Below are 14,574 nucleotides of genomic sequence, written 5' to 3'. Positions count from 1 at the left end.
ACCGTACTTGAAAGCTACCGAATTGGGTGTAGGAGCGGCCCTTGTGCCGCGATGGGCCGCGTAGCGGCCCTAAACGAACAACATCACACCGAGTTCTCTAGCTTCACACTCAGACTAAGGCTTGAGCAATCGCAGGAATTCCACACCGGCCGGCGCCATCACCTGTTCGGCCCGCGTGATGACGCCGATCTCGCGTACCACGCCCGGATGATCCACCACCACCTTGCTCACTTCGTCACGGCCCTCGTCGGCCGACTCGGGCAACAATGCAACACCCTGGCCCTGGCGCACCAGGGCCAGCACCGTCGACATGTAATTGGCTTCAAGCCCTGCCGCCAGGGGCAGGCGCGCGTCGGCGAACAGCCGCTCGACCAGGTTGCGCACGCTGCTGCCCCGTCCGGTCAGCAGCATGGGGTATGCCGCCGCTTCGGCCAGGGTCACCGCTGTCCGCCTGGCCAAGGGGTGGTCGTGCGGCACGTACAGGCACAGGCGATCTTCGAGCAGGGCCTTGAACGCCAGCCCCTGGGTAGGCCGCGCCTGTACACCCAGGCCGAAATCCACTTCTTGCTCCAGCACCAGCGTATCGATGCGCTGGGCTACCACGTCGCGCAGCCGGACCTCGATGCCGGGGAAGCGTTCGCGAAAGCGCTGCACCACGCCTGGCAGCAGCCCCGAGCATAGTGAGGGCAGGGCCGCGATGGTCAGTACGCCCCGACGGGAGGTGGCATGGTCGCGGGCCGCTTCGACGATGTTGTCCAGGTCGAGCAGCAACTTTTCCATCGGCAGCAATGCATGCTGACCGGCAGCGGTCAGGCCGACGTGGCGCGGGCTGCGTTCGAGCAAAGTCACCCCGAGCCAGTCTTCGAGTTGGCGAATCTGCACGGTGAGCGCCGAAGGCGACAGGTTCAAGGCCACGGCCGCTTTGGAAAAGTTGCCGGTTTGCGCCACGGCCAGGAACGCGCGGATGAGCTGGATCGCATTTTTCATTTTGTTTTTCCGAACGTGGCCTGCCGAATATTTCAATTCACAGAGCCTAACGCCGTTGTTATTACTCTTGCAAAACAACAACAGGGCCTTCTCTCGCAATTGCGAACCAGAGGCCGAAGAGGAAACCCCATGCTCGCCACCCTCGGTGTCGCCACTATCCTGTGCATGCTCGTGAGCATCATGAGCAAGCGCATCTCTCCCTTGGTCGCCCTGATTGCCCTGCCCATCATCGCGGCGCTGCTCGGCGGCTTCGGCCTGCAGACCAGCGCCTTCATCATCACCGGCATCAAGAACGTCGCCCCGGTCGTGGGCATGTTCGTCTTTGCCATCTTGTTCTTCGGCATCATGACCGACGCCGGCATGCTTGACCCGATCATTGATCGCATCCTCAAGCGCGTCGGCACACGCCCGACGCGCATCGTCATGGGCACGGCCTTGCTGGCCTTGCTGGTGCATCTGGACGGTTCGGGCGCAGTGACCTTCCTGGTGACCATTCCGGCGATGCTGCCGCTGTACACGCGCCTTGGCATGGACAAGCGCATTCTGGCCTGCGTCACGGCCATGGCGGCCGGGGTCAACTTCCTGCCCTGGACCGGCCCGGTGCTGCGCTCATCGGCAGCGCTGCACGTGCCGGTGGCCGACCTGTTCCAGCCGCTGATTCCGGTGCAGATCGTCGGGCTGATCTTTGTCTTCGCCTGTGCCTACTGGCTTGGGCGCCGCGAAGAACGGCGCCTGGGCCTGGGCCGGGACCAACTCGACGTCACGCCGCATCAACGTACGCTCACTGACGCCGAGCGCGAGCTGCGCAAGCCCCGCCTGTTCTGGCCCAACCTGCTGCTGACCCTGGTGGTGATGGGGATCATGATCGCAGGGGTGGTGGACCCGGTGGTGATGTTCATGGTCGGCACCGTGCTTGCCTTGTGCCTGAACTACCCCAACGTGGACGCGCAGCGGGCGCGCATCGACGCCCATGCCAAGACCGCCCTGACCATGGCCAGCATTCTTCTGGCCGCTGGGGTCTTCACCGGCATCATGCAAGGCACCGGCATGCTCAAGGCCATGGCCGAGGTGGCGGTGGGGCAGATTCCCGCAGGGCACGGCCAACTGATTCCTGCGGTGGTCGGCTTTCTGTCCATGCCCTTGAGCCTGCTGTTCGACCCGGATTCGTTCTATTTCGGCATCATGCCGGTGGTCGCCGAGGTGGGCAGGGCCTTGGGCGTGGACCCGATGCAAGTGGCCCAGGCTTCGCTTCTGGGTGTGCACACCACGGGCTTTCCGGTCAGCCCACTGACCCCCGCGACCTTCCTGCTGGTCGGCCTGTGCAAGATCGAACTGGCCGATCACCAACGCTTTACCATCCCTTTCCTGTTCGCGGCCTCGGTCCTGATGACCTTGACCGCCCTGGTCATTGGAGTTTTCTAGATGAAAACCATACGCATCGGCGCTGGCGCCGGCTACTCGGGCGACCGCATCGAGCCGGCCATCGAGTTGGCGCAACAGGGCGAACTGGATTACCTGGTGTTCGAGTGCCTGGCCGAGCGCACCATCGCCCTGGCGCAGCAAGCGCGGCTGCTCGACCCGCACGGTGGTTTCGACCCCCTGCTCGGCGAGCGCATGCGCCGCGTGCTGCCCTATGTAGGCACAGGGGCAGACGGCACGCGGCGGCGCCTGCGCATCATCACCAACATGGGGGCGGCCAACCCACTGGGCGCGGCCAGTGAAATCCGCCGCATTGCGGCTGAACTCGGTATGCCTGGTATCAAGGTAGCGGCGCTGACCGGCGACGATGTGCTCGCCACCTTGCAGCAACGGCCCGAACAGACCCTCGACAACGGCGCCACCCTGGCTGAGCTCGGCGACCGGTTGATTTCAGCCAACGCTTATGTGGGCGCAGCAGGCATTGTGCAGGCCTTGCAGGCCGATGCCGACGTTGTGGTCACTGGCCGGGTGGCCGATCCGTCGCTGTTTCTCGCGCCGCAGCTGTTCGAGTTCGGCTGGCGCGAGGACGACTGGACGTTGCTCGGGCGCGGCACCCTGGTTGGGCACCTGCTCGAATGCGCAGGGCAGATCAGTGGCGGCTACTTCGCCGATCCCGGTGTGAAGGAGGTGCCCGACCTCGACCGCCTCGGTTTCCCACTGGCCGAAATCGATGCAACGGGCCATGCGGTGATCAGCAAGGTGGCCGGTTCCGGCGGGCGCATTGATACTTCTACCTGTACTGAGCAACTGCTGTACGAAGTCCATGACCCGGCCGCTTACCTTACGCCCGATGTGACCGCTGATTTCAGCCAGGTGGCGTTTCAGGCCCTGGCCCAGGATGAGGTCCGGGTGCAGGGCGCTGATGGGCGCGCGCGCCCGGAGGCGTTGAAGGTGTCGGTGGGTTTTCTCGACGGTTGGATCGGCGAAGGGCAGATGTCCTATGGCGGCCCTGGTGCAGTAGCCCGCGGGCGCCTGGCCGAAGCCATCGTACGCAAGCGACTGCAACTGACCGGTGTGGCCTGCGACGACATCCGCAGCGAGCTGATTGGCGTCAGTGCCCTGCACGGTGATGACCTGGGCCAGCGCGCCCAGGGCGAACCCTGGGAGGTGCGGCTGCGTGTGGCGGCGCGCTGCGCCTCCAAAAGCGATGCGGTGCGCATCGGCAACGAGGTGGAAACCCTTTATACCAACGGTCCCTATGGCGGCGGTGGGGCGAGCAAGTCGGTGCGTCAGGTAGTGGCGGTGGCTTCGCTGTTGCTGCCCAGGGACGCGGTGACCTTGCAGGTGCATCTGGAGGAGATGGCATGAGTACCCCGACAAAACTGCGGGACATAGCCCACAGCCGTACCGGCGACAAGGGCGACACGTCGAACATCTCGGTAATCGCCTTTGATTCTGCTGACTACCCGCGCCTGGCCCAGTGGCTCACGGTAGCGCGCGTCACGGCCCACTTTGCCGAACTTCTGGACCCGGCAGGGCCCCCCGTTCGCCGGTACGAGTTGGCGCAGCTCGGGGCGTTGAACTTCGTGCTGCCCGGGATCCTGCGCGGTGGTGTGACCCGATCGCTGGCGTTGGATGCCCATGGCAAGGCGCTGGGGGCGGCACTGCTGGACCTCGAACTCTGACAAGGGGTTGGCCTGCGGCGTGCGCGGTGATCAAGCTCGGCCCCCGCGTTGCGCACCTTGAGTTGATCAAAAGCTAGGCTGTCATGACTTAATTGACGTGGTCCATGCGGTGTCTGCGACAATATGTCCAGCACTGCGCCACGCTCAAACCGGCGAGCCAGACACCGCGCCCACAAGGCAGCAGGCGTGGCGGCCATCATTGACTGAAATCAGGCCCCTAAATTTCCATCGCGTTAATGGCAGATGGCCTACGCTGTGCTTTGTCTGGGTTGATTCGCGCCTTATCTGCTCTGTGACAGGGACTCCATGAAGGGACATCGCACTCAAGAAGCGCCCAAGCTACTCGGGCTCACCTGGCCATTCATCGCCGTGGTGGTTTTCCAAGTCGCCCTTGGTAGTCTCAGCCTCTACACGCTTTCTGCCGTGCGTGCCTACGTGGCGGGCGAAAGCTTGTGGTCCAAAGCGCAAAAAGACGCCATCTACTACCTCAACCTGTACGCCACCACCCGCGACGAAGCCACCTATGGCCGCTATCAGCAGGCCATCGTGGTGCCCCAGGGCGATCACCGCGCGCGCAAGCTCATGGATCAGTCGAGTCTGGACCTGGAGGCGGTCCGTCAGGCCGTCCTGCAAGGTGGCAACCACCCCGACGACGTGGAACGCATCATCTGGTTCTACCGTCACTTTCGCACCGTCAGCTACCTGCAGACAGCCATCAATTACTGGGACATCGGCGACGACTACCTGGCCAAGCTGAACGTGCTGGCCGGGGAGATGCATCAGCGCTTCGCCAGCGGGCCGGTCGATGAGCAGGTGATCCGTGCCTGGAAAAGCCGCATTGCCACCATCAACGAGGGGGTGACGCCGGCTGCCAAGGCCTTCAGCGATGCCCTGGGCGAGGGGTCGCGTGTCTTGCTGCGGGTACTGCTGATCACCAACCTGCTGACCGCGATGATCCTGATCACCATCGCCTGGCGGCGCTCCAGCAAACTGCTGGCCCAGCGCCAGGCGTTTGCCAACGCGCTGCAGGAGGAAAAAGAGCGGGCGCAGATCACCCTGCAGGCTATTGGTGATGCGGTGATCACCACGGATGTGGAGGGCTTGATCGGCTACATGAACCCGGCGGCCGAGCAACTGACCCACTGGCAGGCCGCCCAGGCGCTGGGCCTGCCGTTGTCTGCACTGTTCACCCTGGTGGACGAGCACGATGTGGACGAGGGCCGCAGCCTGGTGGAACAGGTGCTCAGTGGCAGTTTGAAAGGCGGTGCCGAACATGCGCGGCTGATTCAGCGCCTGGACGGCAGTACGGTGTCGATCAATCTGGTGGGCTCGTCCATCGTCAACGACGGGCAGGTCAATGGCATCGTGCTGGTGCTGCACGACATGACTCAGGAGCGCCAGTACATCGCCAACCTCTCCTGGCAGGCCACGCACGATGCACTGACCGGCCTGGCCAACCGTCGCGAGTTCGAATACCGACTGGAGCAGGCGCTCAATGCGCTGGCGCGCCAGCCTGGGCGGCATTCGCTGATGTTCCTGGACCTGGACCAGTTCAAGCTGGTCAACGATACCTGTGGGCATGCCGCCGGGGACGAGCTGCTTCGGCACATCTGCGCCGTGCTGCAATCGGGCCTGCGTGAAGGCGACACCCTGGCGCGGCTAGGGGGCGATGAGTTTGGCGTGCTGCTTGAGAACTGCCCGTCCGAGCAGGCGGAGCGGATTGCCGAGCAGCTACGCCAGACGGTCCAAAGCCTGCATTTCGTGTGGAAAGGGCGGCCGTTCGTGACCACCGTCAGCATCGGCCTGGTGCATATCGCCCAGGCCCCCGGCACCCTCGAGGCGTCGCTGCGGGCAGCAGACATGGCCTGCTACATGGCCAAGGAAAAGGGGCGCAACCGGGTGCAGGTGTACCACGCCGATGACAGCGAGCTGTCCATTCGTTTTGGCGAGATGGCCTGGATTCAGCGCTTGCACGTGGCCCTGGAAGAGAACAGGTTCTGTCTGTACGCCCAGGAAATCGCGCCGTTGAAGGCCTTCGAGGGGCCTGGCCACATCGAAATCCTGTTGCGCCTGCACGATGAAAGCGGGCGCACCATACTGCCCAATAGCTTCATCCCGGCCGCCGAGCGCTATGGGTTGATTACCGCGCTTGATCGCTGGGTAGTGCGCAACGTCTTCATCATCATCCGCCAATGCCTAGATGCCGGCCACCAGGGGCCGCTATCGACCTGCGCCATCAACTTGTCCGGTGCCAGCATCGGCGATGACAAGTTCCTCGAGTACCTGCAGCGCCTGTTCGCCGAATATGCTATTCCTCCGCGCATGATCTGCTTCGAGATCACCGAAACCAGCGCCATTGCCAACCTGGGCAGCGCCATCCGCTTCATCAATGAGCTAAAAGGCCTGGGTTGTCGTTTTTCACTGGATGATTTCTGTGCTGGCATGTCATCGTTCGCCTACCTCAAGCATCTGCCCGTCGACTTTCTCAAGATCGACGGCAGCTTCGTCAAGGACATGCTGGACGACCCGGTCAATCGGGCCATGGTCGAAGTCATCAACCATATCGGCCATGTCATGGGCAAGCGCACGATTGCAGAATTCGTGGAAACACCCATGATCGAGCAAGCGTTACAGGAAATTGGTGTCGATTATGCCCAGGGCTATCTGATCGAGCGGCCCCAGGTATTTACCTGTGACAGTCTGCATCGCCAACGGATTGCCGCCCGGCCTCTGTTGCAGCGGGCACCTGGCACGTTTCGTTAGTTAGCTGGAAATCACAAGGAACAAGGAGTAGACAGTGATTGATGCATTCGTTCGTATCGGGCCATTGATGGACCCGGCCAGTTACCCCAAGTGGGCCCAGCAACTGCTTGCCGATTGCCATGAGAGCAAGCAGCGGGTGGTTGACCATGAGGTGTATCGACGTCTGCGTGACGGCAAGTTGAAGCAAGCGACCATTCGCCAGTACCTGATCGGTGGCTGGCCGGTGGTGGAGCAGTTCTCGTTGTACATGGCCCATAACCTCACCAAAACCCGGTATGGCCGGCACCCAGGCGAGGACATGGCGCGGCGCTGGTTGATGCGCAATATCCGCGTGGAGCTCAACCATGCCGACTACTGGGTGAACTGGGCCCACGCCCACGGCATTCACCTGCACGACCTGCAGGCCCAGGATGTGCCGCCCGAGCTCAATGGCCTCAACGATTGGTGCTGGCGTGTATGTGCCACGGAAAACCTGGCCATTGCCATGGCCGCCACCAACTACGCCATCGAAGGGGCCACCGGGGAGTGGTCGGCGGTGGTGTGTTCCACCGACACCTACGCGATGGGCTTTCCGGAAGAGCAGCGCAAGCGGGCCATGAAGTGGCTGAAGATGCACGCGCAGTATGACGACACCCACCCGTGGGAGGCGCTGGAGATCATCTGTACGCTGGTAGGCGAGAACCCGAGCATGGCCTTGCGCACTGAGTTGCGCCGAGCCATCTGCAAGAGCTATGACTGCATGTACCTGTTCCTGGAGCGGTGCATGCAGCTTGAAGTCACCCAGCACGAGCGGGCGAGCCTGGCGTTGGCGGCGGGGTGATTGCGCGGCTGTCGTGATGCAGGCCCCGCCCATCGCTGGCACCTCGGCGATGGGCGGGGAGACGAGTGCACATGCACAACGCTGTGTCAGGTAGGCCAGCCCATCACTGGGCGTTGAATGCCTGCCCGTTCACATCCTTGCTGTCAGGCCCCATCAGGTAGAGGTAGACCGGCATGATTTCCTCAGGCAGCGGGTTGTCCTGAGGGTTCTCGCTCGGGTAGGCCTGCGCGCGCATGGCCGTACGCGTCGCGCCCGGGTTGATGCTGTTGGAGCGCACCGGCGCCACCCCTTCGAGCTCGTCTGCCAGGGTCTGCATCATGCCTTCGGTGGCGAACTTGGAGATGCCGTAGGCGCCCCAATAAGCGCGACCCTTGCGCCCGACACTGCTGCTGGTAAACACCACCGAAGCATCTTCGGACTGCTTGAGCAGCGGCAGCAGGGTGCTGGTGAGCATGAAGGTGGCATTGACGTTGATGTGCATGACGCGCATGAAGTTGTCGCCCGACAACTGCTCCATGGGCGTGCGTGGGCCGATGATCGAGGCGTTGTTGAGCAACCCGTCCAGGCGCCCGAACTGTTCCTCGATCATGACCGCCAGCTCGTCGTACTGATGGGCGAGGGCGGTTTCCAGGTTGAACGGGATCACCACAGGCTGGGGGTGCCCGGCCGCTTCGATCTCGTCATAAAGCGCATTGAGGTTCGCTTCGGTCTTGCCGAGCAGCAGCACCGTGGCGCCCAGGGCAGCGTAGGCCTTGGCCGCGGCGGCGCCGATGCCGCGCCCGGCACCGGTGACCAGGATGACCCGGCCTTTTAGCAGGTCGGGGCGGGCAGTGTATTCGAACATGTCAGATCCTTTGGCGTTAGCGGTGATCAGCAACCACAGAGGGCGCTGTCGATGACTTTACGCAGGTCCTGCGGGCTGTCCACCACCACATCGGCACCCCAGTTGTTGGGGTTGTCCTCGGGATGGATGTAGCCGAAGCGTACCGCTGCGGTGCGGGTGCCGGCATCGCGGCCGGATTCGATATCGCGCAGATCGTCACCGACGAACAGCACGCTGGCAGGGTCCAGCGCCAAGGTTTTGCAGGCCAGGATGAGCGGCTCGGGGTCGGGCTTGCTGTTCTTTACATGATCCGGGCAGATCAGCAAGGCCGACCGTTCAGCCAGCCCCAGGCGCTGCATGATCGGCTCGGCGAAGCGCACAGGCTTGTTGGTGACCACGCCCCACAACAGCTTGCCTCGCTCGATGTCCTCCAGCAGCTCGGCCATGCCGTCGAACAGGCGGGTATGCACGGCGCAGTCGCGCTGGTAGCGCTCCAGGAACTCCAGGCGCAAGGCTTCGAAACCTTCGGCCTGCGGGTCCATGGCGAAGGTGGCGGCCACCATGGCGCGCGCACCCCCGGAGATCACGCCCCGAATCAGCGCGTCGTCGACGGCCGGCAGGCCTCGATCGGTGAGCATGGCCTGGCAGATGGCGATGAAGTCGGGCGCCGTGTCCAGCAAGGTGCCGTCCATGTCGAAGAGTACCGCTCGCAGGCGCATGCTTATTCCTCGCGCAGGGTCTGGATCATGTAGTTGACGTCCACATCGCTGCTGAGCTTGTAGTGCTTGGTCAGCGGGTTGTAGGTCAGGCCGATGATGTCCTTGACCTCAAGGCCGGCGACGCGGCTCCAGGCACCCAGCTCGGAAGGGCGGATGAATTTCTTGAAGTCGTGGGTGCCGCGCGGGAGCATCTTGAGGATGTACTCGGCGCCGACGATGGCCAGCAGGTAGGCCTTGGGGTTGCGGTTGATGGTGGAGAAGAACACCTGGCCGCCTGGCTTGACCATGCGGTAGCAGGCGCGGATCACCGATGAGGGGTCAGGCACATGCTCGAGCATCTCAAGGCAGGTGACCACGTCGAAGGCACCTGGCATTTCTTCGGCCAGGGCCTCGGCCGTGACCTGACGGTATTCGACCTCCACACCCGATTCCAGCTGATGCAGGCGGGCGACGGCCAGGGGCGCCTCGCCCATGTCGATGCCGGTCACCGAAGCGCCGCGCAGGGCCATGGCTTCGCTGAGGATGCCGCCGCCGCAACCCACGTCCAGCACGTTCTTGCCAGCAAGGTGGGCGCGCTCGTCGATCCAGTTGACGCGCAGCGGGTTGATATCGTGCAGCGGCTTGAACTCGCTCTCGCGGTCCCACCAGCGGTGGGCCAGCGCTTCGAATTTTGCGATTTCAGCGCGGTCGACGTTGCTCATTGAACAGTCCTCAGAAACGTGGGAATCAGCTTCACGTGGCAAGCTGCAAGGTGCATGACATACAGACGGTGGCGTTGGCCCAAGCGTTCGCACGGCGTCAGGCTTGTCTTGTCAGACGCCATGAGCCTTTTGCCCGCAGAGCTTGCGGCAGCTTTCTGTGCGTGGCCTGGCAGGCCCACGCCAGAGAGCGGGCGTTGGTGGTGCTTCGGCCAGCGGCTCTGTGCCCAACCTTGCTTGTGCTGCCGGGTGTCTGCGGCGCGCAGCTTGCGCTCGAAAAGGCCGAAGTATACCCGAGCGCTCAGGGCGCCGGGTCGCTATAATCGCCGGCTTTTGATACGCGAACGACGGGGAGAGGTGATGCGCGAGCAACTTATGGCGGCCGAGAAGGTGACCGGAATCCGCTGGCAGGGCGGCGTTCTGCATCTGCTCGACCAGCGCCTGCTGCCATCCCAGGAGCACTGGCTAGCCTGCGACACGGTCGCGCAGGTGGCCACCGCCATTCGCGACATGGCCGTGCGTGGCGCATCGGCCATCGGTATCGTGGCGGCGTATGGGCTGGTCCTGGCCGCCGAGGAGCGCCTGGCCGAAGGGGGCGACTGGGAGATGGACCTCGAAGAGGATTTCTTGCTCCTGGCCGAGGCGCGCCCTACCGCGGCCAACCTGTTCTGGGCCCTGAACCGCATGCGCGAGCGCCTGCAACGCCTGCGTCCCGGCGAAGATGTGCTGGGTGCGCTGGAAGCCGAGGCGCTGGCCATTCACGAAAGCGATCGCGAGGCCAATCTGACCATGGCCCAGCACGGCACCGAGCTGATCCGCCGGCACCAGGGCAATGCCCAGACGCTGCTGACCTATGGCAATGCCGGGGCTTTGGCCAGCGGCGGTTTCGGAACGGCGCTGGGTGTGATTCGCGCAGGCTTTCTGGAAGGGATGGTGGAGCGGGTCTATGCCGGGGAAACTCGCCCGTGGCTGCAGGGTTCGCGGCTCACGGCCTGGGAGCTGGCCAACGAAGGCCTGCCGGTCACCCTGTGCGCCGATTCGGCCCTGGCGCACCTGATGAAGACCAAGGGCATCACTTGGGTCGTGGTCGGCGCTGATTGCATCGCTGCCAACGGAGATGTGGCCAGCAAGATCGGTACCTACCAACTGGCGGTCAGCGCCATGCACCATGGTGTGCGCTTCATGGTCGTGGCCCCGAGCAGCAGTATCGACCTGAACCTGGAAACGGGCGACGACATCCCGCTTGAAGAGCGCGAACCGGATGAACTGCTCGACTATGCCGGCACCCGGGTGGCGCCGCAGGTGGAGGTGTTCAATCCTGTCTTCGACGTGACCCCGGCGGACCTGATCGATGTGATCGTGACCGAGCGGGGCATCATCGAACGCCCGGATGCGGCCAAGCTGGCGCAGATGATGTGCCGCAAGCGTTTGCACTGAAGGGCGACACAGCAGTTGCGTTGCGCTCGACTGCCGGGCGTGACCCTCGGCAGGCGTTTTTCCATGCCTGGGCGCCCTGCCGGCACGCTGTCGAACGCGGGCCTGGTGGTGCTCGCGGCTTCCTTGCACCACGGCGCGGGCCCCTCGGCCTGGGCATGAATTCGCGGCCCGGCTGGCCGCTTGCCGCATCTCCCACTACCCCTGCCGTTGTGGTAATATCCGGCAGTTTCCAAGACCCCGCTGTGCGGCGGTCTTCATTGCGCAGATCCATGGCACAACTCATTGATTTGTCGTAAGTCGTCGCGGGCGAGTGCACTGCGGCGGCGAGCTTCGTTCGGCCCTTGATGGCGCTGCGAAGTTTCACCAGAAAAAGGAATCAGGCTTCTCATGGGCGAACTGGCCAAAGAAATCCTCCCGGTCAATATCGAAGACGAACTGAGACAGTCTTACCTCGACTACGCGATGAGCGTGATTGTCGGGCGAGCGCTGCCCGATGCGCGTGACGGCTTGAAGCCCGTGCATCGCCGCGTTCTCTTTGCGATGAGCGAACTGGGCAACGACTGGAACAAGCCGTACAAGAAATCCGCCCGTGTGGTCGGTGACGTGATCGGTAAGTACCACCCGCACGGCGACACTGCGGTCTACGACACCATCGTGCGTATGGCCCAGCCCTTCTCGCTGCGCTACCTGCTGGTCGACGGCCAGGGCAACTTCGGTTCGGTGGACGGCGACAACGCCGCGGCCATGCGATACACCGAAGTGCGCATGGCCAAGCTGGCGCATGAGCTGCTGGCCGACCTGCACAAGGAAACCGTCGACTGGGTGCCCAACTACGACGGCACCGAGCAGATCCCGGCGGTCATGCCGACGCGTATTCCCAACCTGCTGGTCAACGGTTCCAGCGGCATCGCCGTGGGCATGGCCACCAACATTCCGCCGCACAATCTGGGCGAAGTCATCGATGGCTGCCTGGCGCTGATCGATAACCCGGACGTCACCATCGATGAGCTGATGCAGCACATCCCCGGTCCTGACTTCCCTACCGCCGGCCTGATCAACGGCCGCCAGGGCATCATCGAGGCCTACCGCACCGGCCGTGGCCGCATCTACATGCGTGCCCGCTCCCAGATCGAAGACATCGACAAGGTGGGCGGTCGCCAGCAGATCGTCGTGACCGAGCTGCCGTACCAGTTGAACAAGGCGCGTCTGATCGAGAAGATCGCCGAACTGGTCAAAGAGAAGAAGATCGAGGGCATCACCGAGCTGCGCGACGAGTCCGACAAGGACGGCATGCGCATCGTCATCGAGCTGCGTCGCGGCGAGGTGCCGGAGGTGGTGCTCAACAACCTGTACTCGCAGACCCAGCTGCAGAGCGTGTTCGGCATCAACATCGTCGCCCTGGTCGATGGCCGTCCGCGCCTGCTCAACCTCAAGGACCTGCTCGAAGCCTTCGTGCGCCACCGCCGCGAAGTGGTTACCCGGCGCACCGTGTTCGAACTGCGCAAGGCGCGTGAGCGCGGCCACATCCTTGAAGGCCAGGCGGTTGCGCTGTCCAACATCGACCCGGTCATCGCGATGATCAAGGCCTCGCCCACGCCGTCCGAGGCCAAGGAAGCCCTGGTGTCCACCGCCTGGGAATCGAGTGCCGTGCAGGTCATGGTCGAACGTGCCGGCGCCGAGTCGTGCCGCCCGGCCGACCTGCCTGAACAGTATGGCCTGCGCGACGGCAAGTACTACCTCTCGCCAGAACAGGCTCAGGCCATCCTTGACCTGCGTCTGCACCGCCTAACTGGCCTGGAGCACGAGAAGCTGCTGGCCGAGTACCAGGAAATCCTGGAACAGATCGGTGAGCTGATCCGCATTCTCAACAGCGCCGAGCGCCTGATGGAAGTCATCCGCGAAGAGCTCGAAGCGATTCGCGCCGAGTACGGCGATGCCCGTCGCACCGAAATCCTCAATGCCAGCCACGACCTCAACTACGGCGACATGATCCCGGAAGAAGAGCGTGTGGTGACCATTTCCCATGGCGGGTATGCCAAGACCCAGCCATTGTCCGCCTACCAGGCCCAGCGCCGTGGCGGCAAGGGCAAGTCGGCCACCGGCGTGAAGGACGAGGACTACATCGAGCACCTGTTGGTGGCCAACAGCCACGCTACCCTGCTGCTGTTCTCAAGCAAGGGCAAGGTGTACTGGAAGAAGACCTACGAAATCCCCGAGGCGTCCCGCGCTGCCCGTGGTCGCCCGCTGGTCAACCTGCTGCCGCTGGAAGAGGGTGAGCGCATCACCGCCATGTTGCAGGTCGATCTTGAAGCCTTGCAGCAGAACGCCGACCTCGAAGAAGAACTCGAAGACGCCGATGACACCGTGCTCGAAGGCGAGCTGGTCGAAGTGGAGGAAGTGGACGAGGAAGAAGGCGACACCCCCGAGTGGGCGGCAGAGCCTACCGGCGCTTACATCTTCATGGCCACCGCCTCCGGCACCGTCAAGAAGACGCCGCTGGTCCAGTTCGCCCGTCCTCGCTCCAACGGCCTGATCGCCCTGAAGCTCAAGGAAGGCGACACCCTGATCGCGGCGGCCATCACCGATGGCGCCAAGGAAGTCATGATGTTCTCCGACGCCGGCAAGGTCATCCGCTTTGCCGAGAGCGTGGTGCGCGAAATGGGCCGTACCGCCCGTGGCGTGCGCGGCATGAAGCTGGGCAAGGGCCAGCAGATCATTTCGATGCTGATCCCGGAGTCCGGCGCGCAGATCCTTACCGCGTCCGAGCGTGGCTATGGCAAGCGTACCCCGCTGTCCAAGTTCCCGCGTCGCGGCCGTGGCGGCCAGGGCGTGATCGCCATGGGTACCAAGGGGCGCAACGGTTTGCTGATCGGCGCCATCCAGGTGCAGGAAGGTGAGGAAATCATGCTGATTTCCGATCAGGGCACATTGGTGCGTACCCGGGTCGGCGAGGTGTCCAGCCTGAGCCGTAACACCCAGGGTGTGACGCTGATCAAGCTGGCTTCCGACGAGACGCTGGTGGGCCTTGAGCGTATCCAGGAGCCGTCCGAGGAAGAGCTCGATGCGCTTATCGAGCTGGACGAGGAGGGCGTGGAGGCCCAGGCCCCTGACGAGCAAGATGCGGCGGGCGCCGAAGAGGCCCCGCAAGAGTAAGTGCGCTGAACCCGAACGGGGCGACCAAGGTCGCCCCGTTTGACTGATCAAGCCAGGCATTTGGCCTGCA

General features: G+C 63.6%; 11 protein-coding genes. 7 read left to right on the top strand and 4 right to left on the bottom strand.

The features are described from left to right. Positions 1-114: 114 nt before the first annotated feature. A complete protein-coding gene (locus ACF8GB_RS02110) occupies positions 115-987 on the bottom strand; it encodes a LysR family transcriptional regulator (RefSeq protein ID WP_392526484.1) in 873 nt (290 codons plus the stop codon). A 129-nt stretch (positions 988-1,116) separates the two neighbouring features. Between ACF8GB_RS02110 and ACF8GB_RS02105 the strand changes: the two genes are divergently transcribed. The 5 genes from ACF8GB_RS02105 to ACF8GB_RS02085 all read left to right on the top strand — a co-directional run bounded on the left by ACF8GB_RS02105 (position 1,117) and on the right by ACF8GB_RS02085 (position 7,674). Then, positions 1,117-2,409 carry a CitMHS family transporter gene (locus tag ACF8GB_RS02105; protein ID WP_058637572.1) on the top strand — a complete coding sequence of 431 codons (1,293 nt, stop codon included), beginning with the start codon at positions 1,117-1,119 and terminating at the stop codon, positions 2,407-2,409. Next, positions 2,410-3,774: an acyclic terpene utilization AtuA family protein gene (locus ACF8GB_RS02100; protein ID WP_058637573.1), complete on the top strand. Its 1,365-nt coding sequence runs from the start codon at positions 2,410-2,412 to the stop codon at positions 3,772-3,774. Beyond that, complete coding sequence (locus ACF8GB_RS02095) at positions 3,771-4,091, top strand: hypothetical protein (RefSeq protein ID WP_058637574.1); 321 nt, start codon at positions 3,771-3,773, stop codon at positions 4,089-4,091. The genes ACF8GB_RS02100 and ACF8GB_RS02095 overlap by 4 nt, the downstream gene beginning before the upstream one ends. Before the next feature lie 306 nt (positions 4,092-4,397). Next, the gene (locus ACF8GB_RS02090; RefSeq protein ID WP_182139674.1) at positions 4,398-6,854 is read left to right on the top strand and encodes an EAL domain-containing protein; all 2,457 of its coding nucleotides are present in this window, start codon (positions 4,398-4,400) and stop codon (positions 6,852-6,854) included. Positions 6,855-6,888: 34 nt separating this feature from the next. Next, a complete protein-coding gene (locus ACF8GB_RS02085; protein WP_196185820.1) occupies positions 6,889-7,674 on the top strand; it encodes a TenA family transcriptional regulator in 786 nt (261 codons plus the stop codon). Between the two features lie 103 nt (positions 7,675-7,777). Here ACF8GB_RS02085 and ACF8GB_RS02080 read toward each other — a convergent pair whose 3' ends face one another. Genes ACF8GB_RS02080 through ubiG form a run of 3 tightly spaced genes read right to left on the bottom strand, consistent with a single transcriptional unit; the run spans position 7,778 to position 9,917 of the window. After that, positions 7,778-8,518: a YciK family oxidoreductase gene (locus ACF8GB_RS02080; protein WP_078478915.1), complete on the bottom strand. Its 741-nt coding sequence runs from the start codon at positions 8,516-8,518 to the stop codon at positions 7,778-7,780. 26 nt (positions 8,519-8,544) lie between these two features. Continuing rightward, complete coding sequence (mupP, locus tag ACF8GB_RS02075; protein ID WP_196136248.1) at positions 8,545-9,216, bottom strand: N-acetylmuramic acid 6-phosphate phosphatase MupP; 672 nt, start codon at positions 9,214-9,216, stop codon at positions 8,545-8,547. Between the two features lie 2 nt (positions 9,217-9,218). After that, entirely contained in the window at positions 9,219-9,917 is a 699-nt protein-coding gene (gene ubiG / locus ACF8GB_RS02070; RefSeq protein WP_058605610.1) for a bifunctional 2-polyprenyl-6-hydroxyphenol methylase/3-demethylubiquinol 3-O-methyltransferase UbiG, read from the bottom strand. A 357-nt stretch (positions 9,918-10,274) separates the two neighbouring features. Between ubiG and mtnA the strand changes: the two genes are divergently transcribed. Continuing rightward, complete coding sequence (gene mtnA, locus ACF8GB_RS02065; protein WP_392526483.1) at positions 10,275-11,351, top strand: S-methyl-5-thioribose-1-phosphate isomerase; 1,077 nt, start codon at positions 10,275-10,277, stop codon at positions 11,349-11,351. Between the two features lie 387 nt (positions 11,352-11,738). Continuing rightward, a complete protein-coding gene (gene gyrA, locus ACF8GB_RS02060; RefSeq protein ID WP_196125985.1) occupies positions 11,739-14,504 on the top strand; it encodes a DNA gyrase subunit A in 2,766 nt (921 codons plus the stop codon). The last annotated feature ends 70 nt before the right edge of the window (positions 14,505-14,574 follow it).

The sequence above is a fragment of the Pseudomonas sp. xss_4 genome (assembly GCF_043104125.1).
In the GTDB taxonomy this organism is placed as follows: domain Bacteria; phylum Pseudomonadota; class Gammaproteobacteria; order Pseudomonadales; family Pseudomonadaceae; genus Aquipseudomonas; species Aquipseudomonas parafulva_B.
This window is presented reverse-complemented; position numbering and strand designations above follow the sequence as displayed.